25 protein-coding genes are annotated in these 22580 nt (G+C 69.2%); 15 read left to right on the forward strand and 10 right to left on the reverse strand.

Going from position 1 to position 22580, the window contains the following annotated elements; translation table 11 throughout:
* Positions 1–499: NADH-ubiquinone oxidoreductase-F iron-sulfur binding region domain-containing protein (locus tag ACIRG9_RS12525; RefSeq protein ID WP_402854305.1), on the forward strand; the 499-nt coding region annotated here is incomplete at its 5' end.
* Positions 500–641: 142 nt separating this feature from the next.
* Here the strand turns inward: ACIRG9_RS12525 and ACIRG9_RS12530 are convergent.
* Positions 642–1748, reverse strand: a complete 1107-nt coding sequence (locus ACIRG9_RS12530; protein WP_402854307.1) for an FAD-dependent oxidoreductase — start codon at positions 1746–1748, stop codon at positions 642–644.
* 124 nt (positions 1749–1872) lie between these two features.
* Here ACIRG9_RS12530 and ACIRG9_RS12535 point away from each other — a divergent pair, with 124 nt between their 5' ends.
* The 3 genes from ACIRG9_RS12535 to ACIRG9_RS12545 all read left to right on the forward strand — a co-directional run bounded on the left by ACIRG9_RS12535 (position 1873) and on the right by ACIRG9_RS12545 (position 4867).
* Complete coding sequence (locus ACIRG9_RS12535; protein ID WP_402854309.1) at positions 1873–2409, forward strand: hypothetical protein; 537 nt, start codon at positions 1873–1875, stop codon at positions 2407–2409.
* A gap of 101 nt (positions 2410–2510) precedes the next feature.
* A complete protein-coding gene (locus ACIRG9_RS12540; protein WP_402854311.1) occupies positions 2511–3101 on the forward strand; it encodes a carboxymuconolactone decarboxylase family protein in 591 nt (196 codons plus the stop codon).
* Between the two features lie 155 nt (positions 3102–3256).
* On the forward strand, positions 3257–4867 hold the full coding sequence (locus tag ACIRG9_RS12545; RefSeq protein ID WP_402854313.1) for a glycoside hydrolase family 10 protein: 1611 nt from the start codon (positions 3257–3259) through the stop codon (positions 4865–4867).
* A gap of 140 nt (positions 4868–5007) precedes the next feature.
* On the opposite strand, the gene ACIRG9_RS12550 is transcribed toward ACIRG9_RS12545, so the two are convergent.
* Positions 5008–5625, reverse strand: a complete 618-nt coding sequence (locus ACIRG9_RS12550; RefSeq protein ID WP_402854315.1) for an SUKH-4 family immunity protein — start codon at positions 5623–5625, stop codon at positions 5008–5010.
* Between the two features lie 157 nt (positions 5626–5782).
* Between ACIRG9_RS12550 and ACIRG9_RS12555 the strand changes: the two genes are divergently transcribed.
* From ACIRG9_RS12555 to ACIRG9_RS12575, 5 genes are all read left to right on the forward strand, one after another.
* Positions 5783–5980 (forward strand): hypothetical protein, encoded by a 198-nt coding sequence (locus ACIRG9_RS12555; protein WP_402854317.1) that lies wholly within the window; start codon positions 5783–5785, stop codon positions 5978–5980.
* Between the two features lie 200 nt (positions 5981–6180).
* Positions 6181–6765: a PadR family transcriptional regulator gene (locus tag ACIRG9_RS12560; protein ID WP_402854318.1), complete on the forward strand. Its 585-nt coding sequence runs from the start codon at positions 6181–6183 to the stop codon at positions 6763–6765.
* Positions 6762–7484 (forward strand): ABC transporter ATP-binding protein, encoded by a 723-nt coding sequence (locus ACIRG9_RS12565; protein WP_402854320.1) that lies wholly within the window; start codon positions 6762–6764, stop codon positions 7482–7484. The genes ACIRG9_RS12560 and ACIRG9_RS12565 overlap by 4 nt, the downstream gene beginning before the upstream one ends.
* A complete protein-coding gene (locus tag ACIRG9_RS12570; protein ID WP_402854322.1) occupies positions 7481–9964 on the forward strand; it encodes an FtsX-like permease family protein in 2484 nt (827 codons plus the stop codon). Before ACIRG9_RS12565 ends, ACIRG9_RS12570 begins: the two co-directional genes overlap by 4 nt.
* Positions 9965–10173: 209 nt before the next feature.
* Positions 10174–10905 carry a phosphotransferase gene (locus ACIRG9_RS12575; RefSeq protein WP_402854324.1) on the forward strand — a complete coding sequence of 244 codons (732 nt, stop codon included), beginning with the start codon at positions 10174–10176 and terminating at the stop codon, positions 10903–10905.
* A 133-nt stretch (positions 10906–11038) separates the two neighbouring features.
* Here ACIRG9_RS12575 and ACIRG9_RS12580 read toward each other — a convergent pair whose 3' ends face one another.
* From ACIRG9_RS12580 to ACIRG9_RS12590, 3 genes are read right to left on the reverse strand one after another with little or no spacing between them, the layout of a single operon-like run.
* Entirely contained in the window at positions 11039–12091 is a 1053-nt protein-coding gene (locus ACIRG9_RS12580; protein ID WP_402854326.1) for a transmembrane transport protein, read from the reverse strand.
* Positions 12079–12987 carry an ABC transporter ATP-binding protein gene (locus ACIRG9_RS12585; protein ID WP_402854328.1) on the reverse strand — a complete coding sequence of 303 codons (909 nt, stop codon included), beginning with the start codon at positions 12985–12987 and terminating at the stop codon, positions 12079–12081. The genes ACIRG9_RS12580 and ACIRG9_RS12585 overlap by 13 nt, the downstream gene beginning before the upstream one ends.
* Positions 12984–13373, reverse strand: coding sequence for a GntR family transcriptional regulator (locus tag ACIRG9_RS12590; protein ID WP_402854330.1), 390 nt, complete (start codon positions 13371–13373; stop codon positions 12984–12986). The genes ACIRG9_RS12585 and ACIRG9_RS12590 overlap by 4 nt, the downstream gene beginning before the upstream one ends.
* A gap of 768 nt (positions 13374–14141) precedes the next feature.
* Here ACIRG9_RS12590 and ACIRG9_RS12595 point away from each other — a divergent pair.
* Positions 14142–14714: a GNAT family N-acetyltransferase gene (locus tag ACIRG9_RS12595; RefSeq protein ID WP_402854332.1), complete on the forward strand. Its 573-nt coding sequence runs from the start codon at positions 14142–14144 to the stop codon at positions 14712–14714.
* Between the two features lie 275 nt (positions 14715–14989).
* Here ACIRG9_RS12595 and ACIRG9_RS12600 read toward each other — a convergent pair whose 3' ends face one another.
* A complete protein-coding gene (locus ACIRG9_RS12600; protein ID WP_402854334.1) occupies positions 14990–15163 on the reverse strand; it encodes a hypothetical protein in 174 nt (57 codons plus the stop codon).
* Between the two features lie 206 nt (positions 15164–15369).
* On the opposite strand from ACIRG9_RS12600, the gene ACIRG9_RS12605 reads away from it, so the two are divergent.
* The 3 genes from ACIRG9_RS12605 (at position 15370) to ACIRG9_RS12615 (ending at position 18871) form a co-directional block, all read left to right on the forward strand.
* On the forward strand, positions 15370–16008 hold the full coding sequence (locus ACIRG9_RS12605) for a hypothetical protein (protein ID WP_402854335.1): 639 nt from the start codon (positions 15370–15372) through the stop codon (positions 16006–16008).
* 236 nt (positions 16009–16244) lie between these two features.
* A complete protein-coding gene (locus tag ACIRG9_RS12610; protein ID WP_402854336.1) occupies positions 16245–17378 on the forward strand; it encodes a hypothetical protein in 1134 nt (377 codons plus the stop codon).
* 236 nt (positions 17379–17614) lie between these two features.
* The gene (locus tag ACIRG9_RS12615) at positions 17615–18871 is read left to right on the forward strand and encodes a phosphodiester glycosidase family protein (protein ID WP_402854338.1); all 1257 of its coding nucleotides are present in this window, start codon (positions 17615–17617) and stop codon (positions 18869–18871) included.
* On the opposite strand, the gene ACIRG9_RS12620 is transcribed toward ACIRG9_RS12615, so the two are convergent.
* Positions 18812–19360, reverse strand: coding sequence for an SDR family NAD(P)-dependent oxidoreductase (locus tag ACIRG9_RS12620; RefSeq protein WP_402854340.1), 549 nt, complete (start codon positions 19358–19360; stop codon positions 18812–18814). The genes ACIRG9_RS12615 and ACIRG9_RS12620 overlap by 60 nt on opposite strands.
* A gap of 566 nt (positions 19361–19926) precedes the next feature.
* Here ACIRG9_RS12620 and ACIRG9_RS12625 point away from each other — a divergent pair.
* The gene (locus tag ACIRG9_RS12625; protein ID WP_402854342.1) at positions 19927–20730 is read left to right on the forward strand and encodes an SDR family oxidoreductase; all 804 of its coding nucleotides are present in this window, start codon (positions 19927–19929) and stop codon (positions 20728–20730) included.
* Positions 20731–20813: 83 nt separating this feature from the next.
* Positions 20814–21008 (forward strand): DNA-binding protein, encoded by a 195-nt coding sequence (locus ACIRG9_RS12630; RefSeq protein WP_402854344.1) that lies wholly within the window; start codon positions 20814–20816, stop codon positions 21006–21008.
* A 255-nt stretch (positions 21009–21263) separates the two neighbouring features.
* Here the strand turns inward: ACIRG9_RS12630 and ACIRG9_RS12635 are convergent, their stop codons facing one another.
* The 3 genes from ACIRG9_RS12635 to ACIRG9_RS12645 are packed head-to-tail and all read right to left on the reverse strand — an operon-like array spanning position 21264 to position 22391.
* Entirely contained in the window at positions 21264–21950 is a 687-nt protein-coding gene (locus ACIRG9_RS12635; RefSeq protein ID WP_402854346.1) for a hypothetical protein, read from the reverse strand.
* Between the two features lie 12 nt (positions 21951–21962).
* Positions 21963–22187 carry a hypothetical protein gene (locus tag ACIRG9_RS12640; protein WP_402854347.1) on the reverse strand — a complete coding sequence of 75 codons (225 nt, stop codon included), beginning with the start codon at positions 22185–22187 and terminating at the stop codon, positions 21963–21965.
* Positions 22188–22220: 33 nt separating this feature from the next.
* Positions 22221–22391, reverse strand: coding sequence for a hypothetical protein (locus tag ACIRG9_RS12645; protein WP_402854349.1), 171 nt, complete (start codon positions 22389–22391; stop codon positions 22221–22223).
* Between the last annotated feature and the right edge of the window lie 189 nt (positions 22392–22580).

Raw genomic sequence — 22580 nt, forward strand, 5'->3', positions numbered from 1 at the left:
GCGCTACCTCGCCGGTCAGTCCGCCGGCCAATGCGGACCCTGCCAACTGGGCCTACCCGACCTGGCCCGCGCGATGAGCACACTCAGCGACGGCAGCGGCGGCAGCGCCGCGCTGGAACGCATCCGCACCGCAGCCGGTGGCGTCCGCGGCCGCGGCGCATGCAGCCACCCCGACGGCACCGCCCGCTTCGCGCTGTCCGCGATCGACGCGTTCACCGAAGACATCGCGGCACACCTCGCCCGCGGCGGCTGCGACACACCCGTACGCGGCGTACTACCACTACCCGAAACCGAGGAAACCACAGCCGGCCGGCTCCTTGTCGACTGGTCCCGGTGCGACGGACACGGACTCTGCGCCCAACTCGCGCCCGAACTGATCACCCTCGACGCGAACGGATACCCGTCCCTACCCAACACCCCCGTCCCACCATGGCTCAACAGCACCGCCCGCAAAGCAATCGCCATGTGCCCAGCCCTCGCCCTACGACAGGAAACCTGACGCCGGACGGCGGGCAGGGACCCGGCGCATGCCCGGAACCGGCCGGCGAAGCAACGGCCGATCCGCGGCCATCCCGATCACAATCCGTGCGACTGCTGCGCCCACTCCCCCTGCCCTTGACGGATCCACCGTCGCCGAGCGGTCAGATCGGCGCGGGCGCCGCCAGAAGCGCGCGCAGCTCGCGTACCGCTGCCCGCCCGGCGCGGTTCGCGCCGACTGTGCTCGCGGATGGCCCATAGCCGACCAGGTGGATCCGGGGGTCGGCGACCACCCGGGTGCCGTCCACGACGATGCCGCCGCGGGGCCCCCGCAGCCGCAGCGGGGCCAGGTGGTCGAGCGCCGGCCGGAAACCCGTGCACCAGAGAATGACGTCCACCTCCTGTGCCGCGCCGTCGCGCCACTGGACGCCGTCGGGGACGATCCGGTCGAACATCGGCCGGCGTAGGAGGACACCGCGTTCCCGGGCTTCGAGCAGCTGCGGTGTCCACGACAGCTCGGTCGCGCTGGCGATGCTTCCCGGGGGCAGGCCGGCCCGTACCCGTGCTTCCACCTTGGCGACCACCTCGCGTCCGTAGTCCGGCGTGAACGGCCCGTCCCGGAACACCGGCGGCCGGCGGGTGACCCAGGTCGTCGTCGCCGCGATATCGGCGATCTCGACCAGGAGCTGCACGGCCGACGTTCCGCCCCCGACGACAACCACCCGCTTCCCGGCGAATTCCGCCGGCCCCCGGTATTGGGCGGTGTGCAGCTGCCGCCCGTGAAACGTTTCCTGCCCCGGGTAGTACGGCACGAATGGCCTGGTCCACGTTCCAGTGGCGTTGATCAGTGCCCGGGTGGTCCAGGTGCTGTTGACCGATTCGACGAGGAGTCGTCCGCCACGAGCGTTCCGGACGGCCGAGACCGCGACTGGCCGCTGCACGTCGATGCCGAATTCTCTCTCAAAGGCGGCGAAATACGCCGGCACCGCGTCGGCGGCTGGTTCATCCGGCGGCGGAGGCGTGAAGCGCATGCCGGGCAGGTCGAAGATCCCGTGCACGGTTGCCATGTGCAGCGTCGGCCACCGGTGCTGCCAGGCCCCGCCGGGTGCCGGGTTGGCGTCCAGGACGGCGAAGTCAAGACCGGAGGAGCGCAGGTGGTACCCGCTGGACAGCCCCGCCTGTCCGGCGCCGATAACCACCACATCCGTCTCCGGCATGTGCCGGACAACGTCCAGGCTCGCCCGGGCCTTCCCACGGGCGATGGATCTCACACCTCCCGGACTGGGCCACCCCTTACCTGGATCTCGGCCGGCCGTGGGCAGTCGCGTCAACGGTAGTGGCAGTCCTCCCGGGTACAGTCGGCCAAGATCACCCGGAGCCGCCCCGGAGGACGCCATGACGTCAGAGTTCGCCCGCGACGCAGCCATGACGGCCGCCATCTTTGGCTTCTTCGCGATGGGGTGGTTCGGCTGGGCGCAGGAGCACCCACCGAAGCCCTGGAAGAAGTGGCTGCTCACCGGGTCCGCGCTGGCAGCGCTGATCCTGGTCGCGGCCGGCCTGCTCTCCTGGAGCATCTGGAACACCGGCACGGTGTTCGACCGAGACACCTCTCAGCTGTTCGGCATCATCGTCGGCATCGAGTTCGGCCTGGCCGGCATCGGTGCGGGCGTGCTGATCCGGCGCGGCCGTCGCGAACTCGTTCCGGTCTGGATCGCTCTGGTGGTGGGGTTGCACTTCATCCCGCTCGCGCCGCTGCTTCGGTCTCCGCTGCTCTACCCGGTGGCCGCGGTCGTCATCGTCGTGGCAGTTGCCGCCGTGCCCGTTGCCCGTCGACGTTCACTCCCGGTCAGCGCCGTCAACGGGATCGGGGTGGGCACGACACTGGTTGCCGCCGCGATATTCGCGCTCACCGACGCCCTCGCTCGCTCCTGACACCACGATCACCCGCTCGATGTCACAACCGCGGCCCGGCCAGTGTCTCCATGGGTAACGACCTACCAACCGTCGGCACAGCCACCGATACAGGAGGAGACATGGAGCACACGACTCGCATCCCCCCGGCCGAGATCACCGGCATCAAGGGAGCACTGATCAAGCGGATGGTCGGGAAGAAACTCGGCAAGGTGCCGACGGCGGTGGGCATCTACTGGCACAACCCCAAGGTGCTGTTCGCCACCTTCGGCCTCGGCAGCAAGCTACAGAAGTGGGACGCCTGCGACGAGAATCTGAAGTCGTTCGCCCACATGGCGGTCGCGTCGCTAATCGGCTGCACGTGGTGCCTGGACTTCAACTACTTCGAGATCCGCAACAAGGGGCTCGACGTGGAGAAGGCGCGCGAGATCCCGCGGTGGCGGGAGGCGGAGGTCTTCACTCCGCTGGAGCGGGACGTCCTAGAGTACGCCGAGGCGATGAGCCAGACACCCCCGACCGTGACCGACGAGCTGGTGGACCGGCTGCACGCCGAGCTGGGACCTCCCGCCGTGGTCGAGCTCACCTCGGTGATCGCATTCGCGAACATGAGCACGCGTGGCAACGTGGCGCTCGGCATCGAGTCCGACGGCTTCGCCGCCGCGTGTGGCTTAAGGCCGCTGGCCGAGCGACCGGAGGTAGCGTCCGCGTCGTGAGCGAGGGCCCCTCGCGCCAGGCCGGCATCGATGTCGCCTGTTCGCGACGTATCAGGCGGTCGGCGACGGGCCAGGAGCAGGCCGTTCATGAGCGACCTTTAGGCGTTCCTTAGGTGAATTGACCCGTTCCACGCGGTCGGCCTAGCGTCGCCCGCGTGAATCGTCGGCTCATATCCTGGCTCGTCGTCCTGCTGGTGGCGGTAACCGTGCCGGCCGGTGTCGCGCTGCTGCGCTTCGGCTCGATCGGCGGGTTCGGGCCCGATAAAGGGATGGCTAAGGCCGGGTCGGCGATACCTGGTTCCCCGACCTGCGGCGGGCGCCCGCTCATCGCACAACGGCAACTTCGCGGCATGTGGCTCACGACCATCAGCAACGCCGACTGGCCGAGCCGCCCGGGCTTGCCCGTCGAGAAAGCCAAGGCCGAGTACCTCTCGTGGCTCGACCTCGCGCAGCGGCAGCGATTCAACGCGGTGTTCGTGCACGTGCGGCCGAGCGGCGACGCGTTTTGGCCGTCGAGGTACGTGCCGTGGTCCGAGTGGCTGACCGGCCGAAACGGCGGCGATCCGGGCTGGAATCCGATGGCCTGGATGATTGCCGAGACCCACGCCCGCAACCTCGAGTTCCACGCCTGGTTCAACCCGTACCGTGCGGCAGTCGGCGGGCCCGCCGACTTCACGAACCTCGCTCCCAACCATCCGGTTCGGACGCATCAGGACTGGGTGGTCGCCCATCCCTCGAACGCGAAGAACGCACGGTTCTACTACGACCCGGGAATCCCCGAGGCCCGCCGATTCGTCGAGGACTCGATTCTCGAGGCGGTGGAGCAGTACGACGTCGACGGAGTGCACTTCGACGACTTCTTCTACCCGTACCCAGCAGGCGGTGACTTTCCCGACGGAGCCTCCTACGCCCGATACGGCAAGGGTGTCAACAAGGCCCAGTGGCGCCGGGACAACGTCGACACGTTCGTGCGGGAGATGTCCGAACGCACGAAAGCGCTCAAGCCGTGGGTACGCTTCGGCATCAGCCCGTTCGGCATCTGGCGCAACCAGGCGACCGACCCTGCAGGGTCGGCCACGAGCGGCCTGCAAAGCTACGACGCCATCTACGCCGACACCCGTAAATGGGTACGGAAGAAGTGGTTGGACTACGTCGTGCCGCAGCTTTACTGGCACATCGGATTCAAGAAAGCCGACTACGCCAAGCTGCTGCCGTGGTGGGCGAAGACCGTCGAGGGTACGGGCGTCCAGCTGTACATCGGGCAGGCCGACTACCGCGTCGGCGAGTCGGGGGCGTGGAGCAACCCGGCGCAGCTCGACCGCCAACTTGCGCTCAATGCGCGTTTCAAGGTCGACGGTAGTATCCACTTCAGCGCCAGGCACGTGCGCGCCGACCGGTTGGGATCGGTGAGCCGCTACCGCGCGACACACTACGCCGCGCCGGCACTCGTACCGACGGCGACGCGGCTCAAGGCGGCACCGCCGGGTGCACCGGCGTTCACCGCGGCGGGGCGAAACGGCAAGGGCGCAGTGACGCTGGAGTGGCGCCCGTCCGCCGGTCCGCCACCGACCGGTTACGCCGTCTACCGCCTGGACGGCCCGGACGGCGACGCCCAGTTGCTCGTTACGCTGCACGCCACGGCGGACGACGTGCAGCGCTGGACAGACGCCACGGCCACAGCCGGTCATCGGTACACGTACTGCGTCACGGCCGTCGATCGCAGCGCCAACCAGAGCGGCGCCGGCGCGCCACGTACCGTCACCTAGTGGCCGTGCGGTAACACCGATGTCTTGTCCCGGCCACCACGGCACTGATCGGTGGTCGGGCAGGTCGATGAGGAGACCGGTTCGCGGGAAGGCAACCCACGCACCGCGCAGGCCGCGTGGTGGGCGACATCGGCCGGCGATCACCCGTAGAGCGAGCGGGCTCCCGGGCGGTTGGCCTTGAAGCGTTGGCCCGCGGCGATCTCCTCGCCGACCACCGACCAGACGGTCTCGTCGTCCTGCAAGGGCAGCGGGTCAATGCTGCTCGTCTCCTGGCGGATACGCTCGACCTCGCGCTCCAGGCGCTCGAAGTCGGCTTCCTCGTCGCCGTCGTCGCCGCTGAAGGTGAACTCGTCGAGCAGGCGCTGGAACCGGAAGGTGACCTGAACGAGGGAGGAGACGTCCGTGTGGAGTGCCTGCACGGTCTCCTCGTCGGCGTCGAAGGCGTGCACCTTGCCGGATCCCGGGTCGAGGGCGAGGTGGGCGTTGAGCAGCCAGCCGATGACGGGCCATTCGCCCGCGTCCTCCGAGGAGTCCTCGAAGTCCTCGACGTACACGATGTCTTGGACGAGGGGCAGCCGCCCGGAGTCCTCGTCGGGCACACGCAGCCAGAGCGTCCCGGCGGGGACACCGACGGTCTGCAGGAGGCGGGCGCCCTCGGTGTCCGCGGCGGCGGGCGGGAAGGCGGTGGCGGGCAGGGTCACGAGCCGGTCCTCGCCGAAGATGTCGACGAGTTCGCTGCGGGTGACATCGAAAAGCACTGCCGGAACTCCAAACTCGGCGGCGGCACGGGCGCCGTGGGACTGTCAGTGGACGGAAGCGGTCACAACAACAGCGTTGCGGATCGAGGCGCTTCCGGCTACCCCGATTCCGCCCCGACCGCTCACCCGCACGCAAAGTCGCGCGCTCGAGGACCACATGGCCGTCGCCGAGCTGCGCTACCTGCGGCTGGACTGGGTCACCGCCGACCCGCTGCCGTACGTGTCCTCGACGTACACCTGCTTCCGGCACTCCGCGGCACGCAACCGACCCGGATCCGCGGATGCGGTGCCTGGCGCCCCGGGGCCCCGACCTGCCCCGGCTGCTCACCTCCGCCGGCGTCTGACCGAGGTCTGATCTGGTCTCTGGCGGCTACGTTCCGCTACAGACACGTTCATAGGTCGCCGTCGTCAACTGCCGGATCTGCCGATGTTCGCACGTGCTTGCTTGCGGGCGGTCCCACCGGTGGGGCGGATACTGCCAGCATTCTCGTCCTGCCTCGACAGAGGCACTATACGGGGTATCATACTCGGCATGATATCGAGTGTGGTCGAGTCATGAGCATCCGGCATGCGCTGTTGGCGCTGCTCAGCGAGGGTCCGAAGTACGGCCTTCAGCTGCGTGAGGAATTCGAGGCGCGGACCGGTGAGGTGTGGCCGCTCAACGTCGGCCAGGTCTACACGACACTCCAGCGGCTGGAGCGCGACGGCCTGGTGGAGTCCGATGACGACGCCGAACCCGGTCCGCAGAAGGGGTTCCGGATCACCACCGACGGTGCCGAGGAACTGGCCGGCTGGCTGCGCACGCCGCCGGACCTGGCGTCGCCGCCCCGCGACGAGCTGGTCATCAAGATCCTGGTCGCGGTACGCCTACCCGGCGTCGATGTGCACGAGGTGATCCAGGCACACCGGCGCTACCTGGTGGAGCTGATGCAGCAGTGGACCCGACTCAAGGAGGAGGAGGCCGACCTCGACCTCAGTCTGGCGCTGGTGGTCGACGCGGAACTCTACCGGCTGGACTCGGTCGTGCAGTGGCTGGACACCGCCGACGGGCGGCTCAAACGCGCCGCGCTGGAGCCGCCAGCGCCCGCCAAAACGCCGGGCACGCCGCAGATCCGGCGCCGGGCGGGGGCACGTCGATGAGCGTGCTGGAGCTGCGCGGGGTTTCGAAGACCTATCTGGATGGCGCGGACGAGGTGCACGCCCTGCGCGAGGTGGACCTGTCGGTCGAGGCCGGAAAGATGGTGGCGGTGATGGGGCCCAGCGGCTCGGGCAAGAGCACGCTGCTGACCATCTCTGGCGCGTTGGAGTCGCCGACCGCCGGCGAGGTGTTGGTGGCCGGCCAACCACTGTCCTCGATGTCGCGCGACGATCGGGCCCGGCTGCGTCGGCGTGCCATCGGCTACGTGTTCCAGGACTTCAACCTGCTGCCCGGGCTGACCGCGGCCGAGAACGTGGCGATGCCGTTGGAACTGGACGGCATGCCGGCCGGCAAGGCGCGCGCCGCCGGGTTGCGGGCGCTGGAGGAACTGGGCCTCGCCGAACGGGCGTCCCGGTTCCCCGACCAGCTTTCGGGCGGCGAGCGGCAGCGGGTCGCGATCGCCCGGTCCGTCGTCGGCGACCGCCGGCTGCTCCTCGCCGACGAGCCCACCGGCGCCCTTGACTCCACCAACGGCGAGGCGGTGATGCGGCTGATGCTGGCCGCCTGCAAGCGGGGCCTGGCCGCGGTGGTGGTGACCCACGACGCCCAGCTCGCCTCGTGGGCAGACCGAGTGGTGTTCATCCGCGACGGCCGCATCGTTGACCGCACCGCCGCCCGCCCGGGGCCGGACTCCCTGTTCACCGGCGAGCCGGCGCGATGAGCATCTCCGTTCAGGATCCGCCGCTGGTCCTCGGTACCGGCCATGGCGGGATGGCGGCCCGGAGGGCCGTGGTGCGCTGGGCGTGGCGGCTGTTCCGCCGAGAATGGCGCCAGCAGTCGCTGGTGCTGGCGCTGCTGCTGGTCGCGGTCGCGGCGACCACGGTCGGACTGGGCATCGCGGCCAACCCGCCATCGCAGGCGTCGCTCTTCGGCACCGCCGACTACCTGGTGACCCTCGACAGCAGGGACGCGAAACTGGACGCCGACATCGCCGCGCTGCGCACCGCCTTCGGCACCGTCGAGGTGATCGAGCACCGGAACATCCCGGTGCCCGGCTCGACGAACCCGGTCGACCTGCGGGCGCAGGACCCGCAAGGCCCGTACGGCCGGTCGATGCTGCGGCTGAACGCCGGCCGGTATCCGCAGGGCCCGGACGAGATCGCCGTCACCGATCGGGTGGCGAAGATCTTCAACCTGCGCCTCGGCGGCACCTGGGACCAGGACGGCCGGCACCGGACCATGGTCGGCCTGGTCGAGAACCCGCTGAACCTGCTCGACCATTTCGCCCTCGTGGCGCCGGGCCAGGCCGCGCCCGCCGCCCCCGACGACCACGTCGCCGTCCTGATCCAGGCGACTCCTGTTGAGTTCGAGCGGAAGGCCAAACCGAACGGGGCATCGATCGAGGCCCGCGCCGTGGAGTCGGAGGGCAATTCCAGCATCGGGGTGCTCATGCTGGCGACGATCGGACTGATGTTCGCCGGCCTGCTCGCGGTGGCCGGGTTCACCGTGATGGCCCAGCGCCGGCTGCGGGCGCTGGGCATGCTCGCCGCGATCGGCGCCAGCCATCGCCACATCCGGCTGGTCCTGGTGGCCAACGGGGCCGTGATCGGCGCGGTCGGCGCGCTCGCGGGCGCTGCGGCCGGCCTCGGTGTCTGGTTCGCCTTCAACCCCCAGTTGGAGTCCCTCGGTGGGCACCGCATCGACCCTCTCCACCTGCCCTGGCTGCTGCTCCTCGTCGCGGGGCTGCTGGCGATCCTGACCGCGGTCTGCGCCGCATGGTGGCCGGCGCGGGCCGCGGCACGGGTACCCGTCGTCGCCGCCCTGTCCGCGCGCCCGGTGCCGCCGCGGCCCGTGCGCCGGTTCGCGGCGCTCGGCGGGATCCTCCTGCTCGGCGGGGTCGGCTCGCTGGTCGCGGCGCAGCAGACCAGGCCGCCGTTCATCATCGGCGGCGTCGTGGCCACGGCCCTCGGCCTGCTGCTGCTCGCCCCGGTCGGTATCGCCGCCCTGGGTCGACTGGCGCGACTCGCCCCCCTCGCGCCGCGGCTGGCGCTGCGCGACCTGGCGCGGTACCGGGCCCGGTCGAGCGCGGCACTGGCCGCGATCGCGCTCGCGGTGGGCATCGCCTCCACCGTCGCGCTGAGCACCGCCGTGTTGGTGGCCAAAGCGGCGGTACCGACCGGCGGCAACCTGCCCCCCGACCAGATCATCGTCTGGGTGTCCCACGGCGGGCTCCACACACCGATACCGGAGCTCACATCCGGGCAGGCGGAGAACACCCGCAAGCAGGTCGACGCCATCGCCGCCGACCTGCAGGCCACGTCGGTGCTGCCGCTACAGGCAGCGGTGGACCCGAACGGACCGCAGGTGCACGGTCCCTCGGGCAGCGGCCTGGAAGCGGCACAGCTGGGACAGCCAAGAGTGCTCAACGAAAGCGGCGCCACCGGGTACAGCAGCGATGACTCGGTGCCGCTGTTCGTGCCCACGCCGGAACTGCTCCGGGATTACGGGATCGACCCGGCGAGCATCGACGCGACCACCGACGTCCTCACCTCGCGGACCGGCCTGGAAGGCTACGACCTGTACCCCGGCCGGCACGACGGCTGGCACCCGCGGGTCCAACAGACGACGCTGCCGACGTACAGGTCGCTGCCCACCGCCCTGCTGACCACCCAGGCCATGCAATCGCTGCATCTGACGCCGATCCCGGTCGGCTGGCTGGTCCGGGTGCCCCGCCCGCTGACCCAGGCCCAGGTCGACCGGGCACAGCAGATCGCCCTCGCCGCTGGGCTCAGCGTCGAGTCCCGAACGATCGGCGCGGACACGGCGCGACTGGCCGACCAAGCCACCGGTGCCGGCATCGCGGTGGCCCTCGGCGTGCTCGCCACGACCGTCGGACTGATCCGCAGCGAGACCGCCCGGGACCTGCGCACGCTGACCGCGGCCGGTGCACGACGCCGTACCCGGCGGGCGCTCACCGCCGCGACCGCTGGTGCCCTGGCCCTACTCGGCGCGGTGATCGGTACCGCAGGCGCCTACCTCGCGCTGCTCGCCTGGCACCACCAGGCGCCGCACTGGCTCGGTCACGTGCCGGTGCTCCACCTGGCCGCGATCCTGATCGGCCTACCGGCCATCGCATACACCGGTGGTTGGCTGCTTGCGGGGAAGGAGGCATCCACCCTCGCCCGTCAGCCGCTCGATTGACCTACGGCATGGTGGCCGGCACCGGCATCCTGACCACTACTTGAAGCCCTCGGCCACGCGCTGACCGACCAGTGCGCGGCCGGAGGCACCAGACTGACCTGCGCGGCCCGCGACCCGCCGCGGCTCGCACGCAAACATGAGGCGGCAGCTACAGGTGCACACGCAGCTGTCGAGAACAGTGATGTTCGGACCCCGGTAGGATGTGACTGGTGGGGTGGGAGGCGCTCGGGCAATGGGGTGACGACGTCGCTCGCATCGAACCGCTCGCTGGCGGAGTCGCCAACGACGTGTGGAGCGTGCGCGTCGACGGGCGCATCGCGGTCGGTCGTCTCGGCACCAGGAGCGACGCTGATCTTGCGTGGGAGACAGAGCTTCTCCAATACCTCGACCGTAAAGGTCTGACCGTGCCGGTTCCGATCCCGACAAGGGACGGCCGACTGTTCGCCGACGGTCTGGTGGTGATGACCTATCTGGATGGCGGACCGCCCGAAACGCAGGCCGACTGGCGTCGTGTGGCCGGCACGCTCCGCGAGCTGCATCGGCTGACGCAGGGCTGGCCGCAGCGCCCAGGCTGGCGATCGTCGACCGACCTGCTGCACGCCGAGACCGGGACGAAGATCGACCTCGGCGCGATGCCCCCTGAGAGCGTTGCTCGATGCCGAGCAGCGTGGGCGCGGCTCACTGGACGTCAGACAGGCGTCGTGCACGGCGACCCTAACCCTGGCAACGTCCGGATGACCGCGAGTCAGGTCGCGCTGATCGACTGGGACGAGGCGCACGTTGACGTGCCCGACCTCGACCTCGTGCTGCCCGGCAACGCCGCCGGCCTCGACGACGGCGCGCTCGACATCGCCGGGCAAGCGTCGGCCGCATGGGAAGCCGCGGTCTGCTGGGACGACGAGTACGCAGTCAGGCGGCTCGCCGAAGTTCGAGCGGTCTGAGCACGCGTTCGAGGAGTGCGTTTATCGGCGGCGGCCTCGATCTGGCCGGTAGCCGGATCGAGGCGTACGCCGTTCGGTTCGAGTGGGTCAACGCCCCTCGCGACAGCCTCCAAGTATCCGCGCGGGCGAACCGTCAGTTCTGTCGGCGCCGGATCCACCAGAAGCAGGTGCCGGCCAGTGCCCCGGCGAGCACGAGGAAGATCCCGGTTTCCAGCCACTGCAGCGGCCAGTAGTGGCTCGCGGGATGGTAGGTGACTGTCTCGTGGAGGTTGGCCTTGGCGAGGCAGGCGCCGATCTGACCCAAGTCTGGGTCGTCGCCCTGCCCGCCGGCGTCCTGACCCGGGAAGCAGTCGGAGTAGTTATCTAAGCGGACTACCTGGCCGGACGAGTTCTCCACGGGCGGCTGGGATGTCAGCCACGCGCCCCGCGGTGTCGGCAGGTCGAAGTGGAAGTCCGTCTGCGAGCCCGAAAAGCCATGGAACTGGCTCGTGCTGGCCTGGTTGATCGGAAAGGTGGTCGTGGTCGACGGCAGCAGGTGAGGTCGGATGAAGGTGGGCACGAGAATCTGGATGGCGATGAACACGGCGAGGGTGATGGCCATGGCCGGGAGGGTGCGGCGCAGCAGAAGTCCAAGCGTGGCACCCAGGGCGAAGCTGAACGCGGCGTAGCCGAGCGGGACGATGTCGCGTGAAGCGAAGGTCATCGCCGCCCACCGGTTACCGTTGAGGTGGTCCAGCGGCCCGGCCCACCAGGTCAGCAGCCAACTGAAAACCGCTGCGGTGGCTACCGCGGCGACACCGACGATGGTGAGTTTGATCGCGAGCCATCGGGTGCGGGTCACGGTCTGACCCCAGGCGAGCTGGTGCATACCGGTTTCCAGTTCACGGCCGATCAGCGGCGCACCCCAGAAGATGCCGATCAGCGCCGGCACGGCGACCACAAGGAGTTGCAGTAGCTCGAACATGGGCTCATAGCTTCGCTGCAGCTGGGAGATCTGGGCACCCAAGGCCCGCGCGGCGGCGGTTGCTCCGTCGCAGGCGTGCAGCGGGGCGCACGCGGCCAGGTCCGCGGTGTAGCTGTGACGCATCCGTAACCCGGTGATAAGGAGGGCGATCGCGGCGGCGGCGAGAAGGACCAGGACGGTGAGGGCCTGGGCGCGGAACTGCCGCCAGGTCATCCAGAGCATCGCGCTTCTCCCGTCGGGTGCATCGCGGTACCGCCGCCGTGGTCGACGGGTCGCTCCATGTAGGTCAGCACGAGGTCCTCCAGTTCGAGGTGTTCGGCGGACCAGTCCCCGGCGGGCAGTTCGCTCTTGCTTCGCACCACGAACGTGGACTGCCGGTCGCTGTGCTGCGTCGAGATGACCTCCAGCCCCGCGGGCAGGTCGGACTCCTGGCGCCGCGTGCACACGATCCGGTGGTGCTGCGCGATCAGATCATCGGTTTCGCCGGCGAGTTGTACGCGGGAGGAGACCAGCACGACCAGGTAGTCACAGACGCGTTCGAGGTCGGATACCAGGTGTGAGGAGAGGATGACGCTGGTGTCGTGCTCGGCGACGGACTCCATCAGGTGCCGCAGGAAGTCCCGACGGGCCAGCGGGTCAAGGCTGGCGACCGGCTCGTCGAGGATGAGCAGTTCGGGTCGTTTGGCGATCGCGATGGTCAGGGCGAGCTGGGCGCGCTGCCCGCCGGAGAGCTTGCCCGCCTTCTGCTTCGGGTTCAGGCCGAGCTTTTCGACGCGGGCCTGTGCGAGCTTTGCGTCCCAGGCCGGGTTCATCCTGGCGCCGAACTTCAGGTGGTCGGCGACGGACAGGCTCGCGTAGGTGGGTGTGTTCTGGGCGACGTACCCAACCCGGGCCAGTTGCGCGGTTCCGCCGTTGGGCTGTTCGCCCAGCACCTCGATCCGCCCCGTGGTCGGCGCGAGCATGCCGAAGGCGATCTTCAGCAGGGTGGTTTTGCCCGCGCCGTTGGGCCCGACCAGGCCGACGACGTGCCCCGGCGGGAGCTCAAGGGTGCAGTCGGCCAGCGCCTGGCGTTGGCCGTATATCTTGCCCAGCGCATGGGCTTGCAGTATCGCGTTCATTTCTCCTCTTCCGCGGTCTCGCGCAGGGTGTTCTGGAACATGGCCTCGATGCCCGGCTCGGTCAGGCCTGCAGTGCGGGCCTTGTCCATCCAGGCGCGCAGCTCCTGCTGCAGCGGGCCGTGCTCGGTGAGCGATGCGTGGCCGAGCGATCGGGTGATGAAGGTGCCCACCCCCGGCTTTGCCGCGGCCAGGCCGAGGTGTTCGAGTTCGCGATACGCCTTGCTCACGGTGTTCGGGTTGATTGCCACCTTGGCGACCACCTCCTTGACCGTGGGCAGCTTGTCGCCCTCGGCGAGCAGCCCCAGCAGCAGCGCTTGGCGTACCTGCCTGACGATCTGCAGGTACGGGGCGATCCCCGAGTGCGCGTCGAGGTGGAAGTCGATCACCCATAATCCTGTTCCACTAGGTTACTAGTGGAATGAGGATGCAGGGGGGCCGGACGCGTGTCAAGCAGTGACCACCGGCGAAGAGTCCGGGAACGCCGATGCTCAGCGAATGGCTGGCGGGGCGGACGCCGACTCGCCCCTGCCGTCAAGGCTGTAGGCGTTACCTGTCGGGAGGCGAGCGCGACGCCGCGGGGCGACTCAAGTGCCTGTGGCAGCGTGCACAACTACCGGACCAGATTCGCTGCACGCCACGGGCTCAAGGCGCAGGTCGAGCCGTAGCGACACCGCCATGCGCCTGGTTGGCGCGCAACCCAGCAACCGCATGATCATGATGGCCAATCAGCAAAAATCGGGACCGCTGGCCGGCCGGCCCGGCCTAAAGCGGCATCCGCTCACTCATGCCGCGAGGTGCTCGCTACGTTCGGTGGGAATTCTCCGGGCCGACTCGCGTCCGGTCGTACCGACGTTGAGTACATACAGAAAGGACGACTGTCCCCTGACAGCATCTCACTCACCGAAGGGGTGCTCTCATATTTCGGATGCCCTCGCCCGGCAGGTACGTCACACTGCCTCGGTGGAAAGCTCTCGGTGCGCCGTGTGCGGGAAACGTGCTGAGCGTCCCGATACGGCTGGTGGAGCTGCCAGCGGCCCGCACCGGTCGCTTCTGGACCGCCATCATGTGAACCCTCCCCTGCTCAACCCCGGCACGGGAGATGTGTTGCTGTTGGACCACGTCGGCCAGCAATCGCCGGAGGGACCATGACGCCCATGTCGCTGCCCACCCCCACGCTGCACACCCCTCGCCTTACACTGCGTCCCTTCGACGACGCGGATGCAAACGACCTCTTTGCGCTGCACAGCAGCGCCCACGTGCTGCGCTACTGGGACGCGCCACCGTGGAGCGAACGTGGGCGCGCCGAGCGGTTCATCACGGCTTGCCGGCAGATGGCAGAGGGGGGCACCGGCGCGCGGCTGGCCGTGGACCGGGACTCCGACAGGGCGTTCATCGGCTGGTGCAGCCTGAACCGGTGGAATCCGGACTACCGCAGCGCATCGCTGGGCTACTGCTTCGAGGCTGCAGCGTGGGGCCACGGCTACGCGACGGAGGCCGCGCGCGCCTTGCTGCGGTGGGCATTCGACACGCTGGACCTGAATCGCGTCCAGACTGAGACCGATACCCGCAACGTGGCATCTGCCCGCGTGCTGGAGAAGCTCGGGTTCGTGCGTGAAGGGACGTTGCGGGAAGACTGCGTCGTGAACGGCGAGGTCTCTGACTCGTGGGTCTACGGGCTGATCAGGCGAGAGTGGCGACCGTCGGCCGAGCCGGTGCCCGCCCGCTGACTACTCGCTCCCTCGCGCGCCGTAGCCCGGCATCCGGGTGCTTCGCTTCGCCGAGGTCTCGGATCCGGCGATTCCGATCCACACGCCGTGCTCGTTGTGTCACGGCGTTGTCGATGACGTTGGCCACCAGCCGCGCCAACAGTCGGGGCTGCCCTGGGTCGTCGTTCCCGGTGGCATGTCCACCGTCGTGCGAAGCCGCTTCGTCTTCGCGTCGGCGGCCCGTTCGTCCAGTGCCGTGCCGATGGGGTCGCCGAGGTCGACGGTGGTGGCGTCGGTCAGCGTGCCGTGCTGTGCGGGACCTCCGCGAGGAACCCGTCGAGCAGGTGGTCGATGCGGTCCAATTGCCTACCCAGGCGATCCGCGAGCGTCACCGCCGAGGGGGCCGGATCGGGCTTGGCCACCGCGACGTCCAGCGACGCAATTGGCGTACGCAGCTCATGGGGATGCATCGAGGACTTATGGCCCTGCCGCCGCTGGTTCCGAACGACGACGCTGGCTGTCGATCGCGCCGCCCCCGGGGCGATCCAGGCGGAGCCGTTGCCAGCGTGGACAAGGAGCGGTGATGGACACTTCTGTGCCACGCCGGCAGGATACCTCGACGGAAGACCCGGCCTCCCGCGTTGCCTCTCCGTTCAGGTTGGGCGGGATCTCGGCTGTGGCCAGCGGCACGCTGTTCCTGGTCAAATCGGTCCTGGATCTCATCGTGGGAGACCCGCCGTCCGACGCCGCGCAACTGCTGGCATGGCTGGCGTCGCACCGGCTGTCGCTGGCGCTGACCAACGAGACCCTCGTCTTCGCGGCCCTGCTGTTGATCCCCGCGGTGCTCGCCCTCTACCGGAGCCTCGACGGATCCCACCGACCATGGGCCGCGTTCAGCTGCGCCCTGCTCGCGGCCGCCGTACCGATCATCGTCGCGCTGGCCATCATCCACGGGCGGCTCATGTATCCCGTGTACGGCATCGACGTCAACGACCCTGCCACCGTCGCGCTGGTCGTGTCCCTCTACTACGGTGGCGCCCACGAGGTCGCCCTGCAGCTGGGCGTCGCACTCATCATGCTCGGGCTCGCGATGCGGCGAGGAACCTTCGGCCGTACGGCCCCGGCCTTCGGGGTCGCGGCGGGCGCGCTGCAGATCGCCGGGGCCTACCCGTGGCTCACCGGTTCGCTGCTCACCTCGATCACACAGGCGATGTTCGCTGCATGGCTCGTCTTCGTCGGCACGAGACTCACGCGTTTCCCACGCGCCGTCACAGCGGCACCGAGGGCAGGAGTCGGTGGTCCGAGACTGCCGTGAACAACCGGATCTGCCGTTGGTCGCGCTGGCGCTGGCCGTGGGGCACGCTCGACCTGAACACGTGCAAATGACACCGGCCGTCCGGCACCGTCGAGGTCCTGCGCGTTGGCGCCGCTGACCACCAGCCGTTGTTGAGGGCCTGACCTTGACGAGGTGGTTCGATGGTCGTCACTGCTGGGCGTTGGTGTGCCGTATTCTGGCGTCCGTTTGTCGGTAGTCGTGCGGGGGGAGCGGCCGTGGCGGGTATGGCGCCGTCGTCCACTGAGGTCTTCGTGGTCACCGTTCTGACGGTGATCGGGATGCTTGCCCCGCTCGTGGTGCTCGCCGGCTTGGTGGTACGGCGCCGTCTGCGTCGGCAGGCCGGTGTTCCGACGCCGGTCGGGTCGACAGCAGGTACGGACAACCCTGTCGGCCGGTATGTATTGCTCGGGGTGGCTATCGTGAGCGCCGCCTTTGCGGTCCGTGCCCAGTTCGTCAACGCGCACGGGCCGATCGAGTCGCCGAGCCTGTTCACGCTGCACGGCCAGGCGGAACCGGTGTACTGGATAGCCTTCATGCTCGGCGTGGGGCTGCTCACCGTGCTTAGCGGCCTCACCCTGCGGCGGCGGCATTCGTTGCGTGCGGTGATCGGGCCGGCCGCCCTGGTCGCGGCCTTGTTGCCGCTCGGTGTGCTGGCCGTGCTGGCGGTGAAGATCCGCCGGCACTCCAGCGAACTGGTCACCGCGCAGCTGCCGGCGTTGCCGCCCGCGCGGGGACTGTCCAAGGCGGCTCTTGGCGCGTATGAGGGGATCGGCTGGTGGCTCGCCTTGACCGCCGTGCTCACCCTCGTCCTGATCGTCGTCCTCGTCCTCGCGCGCCGCTGGGAGCTGGTCGTGGCCATCGCCGCGGCGCTGGTGCTGCTCGCGATCGGCGTGGCGACGACGCCCGGCACCACCGCCGGGTTCTGGGGGTTGCGGCAAGGCGTGGTGACCAAATCTTCGTACGGGCCATTCGCGCTCGGCGACGTGCGTGCGCTGTGGTTCTACCTGGGGGCGCTCGTGCTGGCGGCCCTCTTGGTCGCCATCCCGTTCTTGCCGCCGTGGCTGCGCGGCCTGGCCACCTCGATCGCCGTCGCGTCACCGTTGTGGCTGTTTCTCGCCTTGCTGCAGGTGCAGAATGCCGCCGACGACCGCCTGCCGGAGCTACTGGCCGCCGACGGGTACACAACCGCGACCCGGCCGGGCGGCCTGGAAGGCCTGACGCTGGTCGCGGCCTTGCTGGTCGCACCGATCGTCGCTGTCCGTGGCCTGCGGGCGGGCCGCAGGCTGCGGAAAGCCGGCCACGCCGATCAACCGCACCAAGGGGCACCCACCACCATCGGGACTCGCTGAGCAGCCCAAACCGGTGGAGGCATGGGCTGCCGACACACCGCCCGGCGCTGCCCTGTCTGACTTCCACTGAGCACAGTCAGGGAAACAAAAGGGGCACTGGTGGTTCAGGTTGATCACCTCACCTGTTCACCCCCGCATGATCGGCTACCCAGGAAGCTTTTCGCTGGTCTGGCCACCTGCCGGTCCGGCTCGAACCTCCGAGCACCGGCTCGGAACCCGAGAAGAAAGGAGCGGCGATGAGGTCATCGCACCTCGGACGTCCGGGTCTGGCGCTGCTGCTCGCCGCGGGGTTGGGCACGCTCGCGGCGCCGACCGGCAGCGCCCAGGCCGCGACCGCGCCCGTCACGACGGCGGACGCCTCGATCACTTTCACCTCCACCGAGCAGCTCGCCCCGGGCGTGACGTACGGCTCCTTCCAGGTGGACACGCCCCGCGGCGTCACCGTCGGCTACCTGCTCACCGCCGACCTGCGCAAGAACAAGATCTCCCTGGAGCTGCTGCACCCCGATACTGTCGCGCAGCGCCAGGTCGTCTCGGCGATGACGAACGACCAGGGCGCCATCGCCGGCGTGAACGGGGACTTCTTCAACATCAGCGAGACCCATGACGGGGTCGTGCCGACCGGCTCGGCGTCGGGCCCGGAGATCGCCGACGGCGAGGAGCTGAAGTTCGCCGTACCGAACGCGCAGCGCTTCGGCCCTGGGCTCGCCCCCGGCACCTCCACCCGCGACGTGTTCGGTGTGGGCGTGAACGGCAAGGCGCGCGTCGACACCCTGAGCCTGGTCGGAGAGGTACGCAGCGCGAAGGGCACGTTCACGCTCGACGGCCTCAACCAGTACGCGCTCCCGGTCGGCGGCGTCGGCCTCTTCACCTCCGACTGGGGCACCGCCTCGCGGGTCCGGTCGACCTGCGGCAGCGACACCAGCCGCCTCGATCCGTGCAGCACCCGCACCTATGAGGTGACCGTACGCGACGGTGTGGTGACCTCGGTGAGTCAGACGCCCGGCGCGGGCGCGATTCCCAGCGACACCCAGGTGCTGGTCGGTCGCGAGGGCGGCGCGGACGTGCTCGACGACCTAATCGTCGGCGACCGGGTGACGGTGGACGAGAAACTGGTCTCGGTCGGTGAGCCGAAGTTGACGTTCGCGGTCGGGGGCGCGCCGATCCTGCGCGACGGACAGCCGCTGGCGGGCCTGGACACCAAGACCGCCGCCGTGCGCAGCTCGGCCGGCGTCAGCCGCGACGGGGAGACGGCGTACCTCGTCGCACTGGCCGGCAGCGCGCCCGCCAGCGCGGGCTTCACGATCGCCGAACTGGCCGACCTCATGCGTACGCTCGGCGCGGACGCCGCGGTGAACCTGGACGGCGGCGGCTCGACCACGATCGCCGTCCGGGAGCCGGGCCAGGCGGCAGCCACAGCCCGCAACAACCCCTCAGACGGGACGGAGCGCGCGGTCGCCAACGGCATCGGCATCTTCGTCGGCCACCGCTGACCGTTCGATCCTGCGCGGGAGGCGCCTCGCCTGGCCACCACCCGGCGAGGCGCCTCCCGGCCGCGTGCGGGGCTGCGTGCCGTCGTGGGGTAGGGATCCCGGGAATTGAGACTCGAATCCCATCGACAACCCTCTGAGCAGGTCTTCCTGCTCGATGACCTCGTCAGCCGGGCCGAAGAGGTCAGACAGCCATTGCGCCGGCTTGCCTCTGGCGTTGTTGTCGAGCACGTCGAGCCGGTCGTACTTCTCCAGCACCTCGACGGCCAGCCGACGCACTTCGGCCAGGCTCGACATGTCGGCCGTCAGGAGGTCCACCTCGGCGCCGGGCGCCCGATGCCGGATCTCCGTGACGGCCGCTCGCCCTCGCTCGGCGTCGCGCCCGACGACGACCACGGTGGCCCCGAACTCGGCCAGCCGGGCCGCCGTCTCCCGGCCAATCCCGCTGGTCCCACCGGTCACCAGGCACACCTTGCCGGACATCATGGTCATCGACCCTCCCGGACGTACGTGGCGCAGCGCCATTTCTCCAGGGCGACAACTCGGATACCAGGTGCCGCTCGATGACGCCACTCTGCCCGGTCCGCCCCGTTCTCCCGGCGATCCTCAATGCCGCCGTCAGCCGCCGCAACGTCCAGATCGCGGCCGTCACGCCAACCCAGCCACCACCATGCGCTACGACCGAACCGGTAACAACCTGGACCGCCGTAACCAATCACGGAGCTTGACAGCTCACCGATCCGTCGCGCTCACGGAGGTGACATGCGCGCTTCTAATCGCGATCCGGGCGCTACATACCGTGATCGCCGCGGTTGACAGCCTGACGTGCGGACATGCCGAGATTAGGGCGTTTTCGGAGAAGTCGCGCTTACCTGGTTGCCGATCTGCCGGTGACGCCAAGGGCGTGCCGTAGGTAGGCCAGCCGGAACCGGAGAACTCGAAGCAGCTTGCCGCATCTGTGGGGCAAGCGCCGTTCTGCGAAAGGCGATTCGCTTGATCGAGCCTGCGCAGCGAACGGCGATTGCGCGGTCTCTTGGCGATCGAGGAGGATGCCCGTCATGGCGAAACCTGGGCAGAGACCGGACGGCACTCCACCCGCTCCGTCCGGCGGATCCCGGCCGACAGCACTCATCACGGGGGTCGGCCGCACGACCGGTATCGGCGCTGGCATCGCAAGCCAGTTGGCGGCCTCAGGCTGGGATATCGCCTTCACCTTCTGGACCGCGTACGACGAGCGCATGAGCTGGGGCATCGAAGCTGGGGCCACCGACGCCATCACGCAAGCACTCACCGCGCGCGGAGCGGCCGTCGCCGCCGTAGAAGCGGACCTCACCGACACCACGGCACCCGCTGCGATCTATGACGAGGCCGAGCGCCAGCTCGGTCCAGTTACCGCCTTGGTGATGTGCCACTGCGAGTCAGTCGACTCCGGACTACTCGACACCACCGTGGAGAGTTTCGACCGCCACTTCGCCGTCAACGCGCGGGCGACATGGTTGCTGATTCGCGAGCACGGACGGCGCTTCCGCGGCCGGCACGGCGACGGTCGCATCATCGCCCTCACCAGTGATCACACTGTGGGAAACCTGCCGTACGGCGCCAGCAAGGGCGCACTCGACCGCATCACCCTGGCTGCGGCCCACGAGTTGGCGCACCTCCGCATCAGCTCGAACGTCATCAATCCCGGTCCGGTGGACACCGGGTGGATGACAGAGGCAGGACGAGACGGCTGCATCCGGCAGACACCACTCGGCCGGCTCGGCACCCCACAGGACACCGCAAATCTGGTTGATTTCTTGTGCTCGCCACAAGGTCAGTGGATCAACGGTCAACTGCTGTTCAGCAACGGCGGATTTGCCTGACCGCCCACGGGACTTCTTAACACCACACTCTCATGGCCGCGATGCGGGCGTCGGGCGTGGGATCGGCGGTTTAGCATCAAGCGGTGAATTCGTCCCTTGACACCTTGCCGAAGATCGGCGCACCAGCGACGCGGGCACTGAACGCCGCCGGCTACACCGCGCTACGCCATCTCGCGGGTGTGCCGCGCGCAGAGCTTGCCAGGTTGCACGGCATGGGGCCGAAAGCACTGAACATCATCGAGGCCTCCCTCGAACAACACGATCTGCGGCTGAGCTGACGCTGGCCTGACGCGACGCGCCAAGTGGACCCGCCTCACGCACAAGTAGGCCCCGCGACTCGCGCATCGGCAGTCGGAGGCTCGTCACCTTCCGTATACGTAGCCGTGGTCGCCGGTCAGGGTCCCGGGTCCCACGCTTACAGGCCGACCTGACCGAGCATGGCGGCCGGTCGTGCGACCACGCCAACCTGGCCCCATCTAGGCCGGAAACATTCCGCCCGAGGTGCCGAGGGCACCCCAGGCGGATGCCTACGCCTACCCGTCCTCCTGCCGGTCGGCCGCCACCGCGCCGTCCGGCGCGGGCCGCACCGCGCCGGTTCCCGAGCCCGCACCGGCGGGATCGCTGTCCAGCCAGTCGGCCAGCCGCCCCAGGTCGAGGTCGCCGACGGCGGCACAGCGACGAAAGTACTCCACCAACTGCGCCCGGTCGCCGTCGGGCATGTCCTCCAGCACGCACAGCATCTGGGTGACGCGGGGATCGCCGTACACCCCGGCGGCCGGGTACAGGTCACCGGAGCGGATCCGCGCGCGCAACGCCTCGCGCGGCAGCAGCGGCAGAAACCTGCCGTCCAGTGCGATCCGCAGCGCCGGCAGCAGGTCGCGCACGGCCGGCCCCAGGTCGCGGCCGCGGATATCCCAGTAGCCGCCCATGCCCGGCCCGGTCAACCGGTCGCGGACCATCCCGTCGGCCTCGTCCGGAACCCGTTCCCGCGCCTGCGCGAAGCTGATCTCGTGCAGCCACGCCACCCACGGCACCGGGCAGAGGCCGACGTCAACGAAGAACGTGGTGACGTCGTCGTGGTGCAGCGGGAAGTCCCGCAGGTCGACCACGATGCGGTCGCCACGCTCGCCGGGGATCACCACGGCGGCCCGCTCGGGCCTCGCGGCCAGGTCTGCCAGGCCGTCGGCGACCCTAGCCGCGAGGGCCTCAAGCACTGTCATGGTCGGATCCTGTCAACCGTCAGGCGGTTGCCCCGACGGGGCCCCGACGCCGATCGCCGGGAGGGTGATCTCCGGCGCCAGGATCACCGCCGCGCCGAGCAGGAGAACCCCGACGAACATCGCCGGGCTGAGAAAGCCCGAGTTCGTGCCGGGATAGAGGTTGAACAACGTCAGGAACAGGAGTTGCACCACCACGGCAAGGCCGATCGCCCCGAGTCCGCCCGGCACGGGCTTCACCCGCTCGATCGCAGGCTTGGGCTCGGCGGTCTGTCATTGAAATCCCCCGCCTAGCATGCCGCCGATCATATTAATGACGCTGTAGTCCACCTTGAAACGCCTGTTGGACGCGTTGGTGCCTGAGGCGCAGAAGACCTGACCGAGAGACAGCTTGTACCACGTCTCGTTGTAGGCGTTGGGCTCCGAGTCGATCCAGATCTCCACCGGCCGCAGTGAGATGACAAACGTATTTGGTGCAGGCAGCCGCCGTGGCGGTCGCGGTCGTCGTGGTGGTCGCAGTTGCCTGTGCCGGGCTGCCGGCAAGGGCAGGCGTGACCGCACCGAGCCCGAGGAACATCGTCAGTGCGGCAGCGCTTCGTGTGACCGTCATTCTGAGACTCATGCACCGAATCG

Source organism: Micromonospora sp. NPDC093277 (genome assembly GCF_044765245.1).
In the GTDB taxonomy this organism is placed as follows: domain Bacteria; phylum Actinomycetota; class Actinomycetes; order Mycobacteriales; family Micromonosporaceae; genus Micromonospora.

Bases quoted from the DNA above. Each gene is read 5' to 3' on its own strand.
- ACIRG9_RS12600 (WP_402854334.1), bottom strand. From the start codon at position 15,163: ATGCATCCCCATGAGCTGCGTACGCCAATTGCGTCGCTGGACGTCGCG.
- ACIRG9_RS12535 (WP_402854309.1), top strand. From the start codon at position 1,873: ATGACGTCAGAGTTCGCCCGCGACGCAGCCATGACGGCCGCCATCTTT.
- ACIRG9_RS12615 (WP_402854338.1), top strand. From the start codon at position 17,615: ATGAGGTCATCGCACCTCGGACGTCCGGGTCTGGCGCTGCTGCTCGCC.
- ACIRG9_RS12560 (WP_402854318.1), top strand. From the start codon at position 6,181: ATGAGCATCCGGCATGCGCTGTTGGCGCTGCTCAGCGAGGGTCCGAAG.
- ACIRG9_RS12540 (WP_402854311.1), top strand. From the start codon at position 2,511: ATGGAGCACACGACTCGCATCCCCCCGGCCGAGATCACCGGCATCAAG.
- ACIRG9_RS12565 (WP_402854320.1), top strand. From the start codon at position 6,762: ATGAGCGTGCTGGAGCTGCGCGGGGTTTCGAAGACCTATCTGGATGGC.
- ACIRG9_RS12635 (WP_402854346.1), bottom strand. From the start codon at position 21,950: ATGACAGTGCTTGAGGCCCTCGCGGCTAGGGTCGCCGACGGCCTGGCA.
- ACIRG9_RS12555 (WP_402854317.1), top strand. From the start codon at position 5,783: ATGGCCGTCGCCGAGCTGCGCTACCTGCGGCTGGACTGGGTCACCGCC.
- ACIRG9_RS12625 (WP_402854342.1), top strand. From the start codon at position 19,927: ATGGCGAAACCTGGGCAGAGACCGGACGGCACTCCACCCGCTCCGTCC.
- ACIRG9_RS12585 (WP_402854328.1), bottom strand. From the start codon at position 12,987: ATGAACGCGATACTGCAAGCCCATGCGCTGGGCAAGATATACGGCCAA.
- ACIRG9_RS12620 (WP_402854340.1), bottom strand. From the start codon at position 19,360: ATGACCATGATGTCCGGCAAGGTGTGCCTGGTGACCGGTGGGACCAGC.
- ACIRG9_RS12580 (WP_402854326.1), bottom strand. From the start codon at position 12,091: ATGCTCTGGATGACCTGGCGGCAGTTCCGCGCCCAGGCCCTCACCGTC.
- ACIRG9_RS12595 (WP_402854332.1), top strand. From the start codon at position 14,142: ATGTCGCTGCCCACCCCCACGCTGCACACCCCTCGCCTTACACTGCGT.
- ACIRG9_RS12570 (WP_402854322.1), top strand. From the start codon at position 7,481: ATGAGCATCTCCGTTCAGGATCCGCCGCTGGTCCTCGGTACCGGCCAT.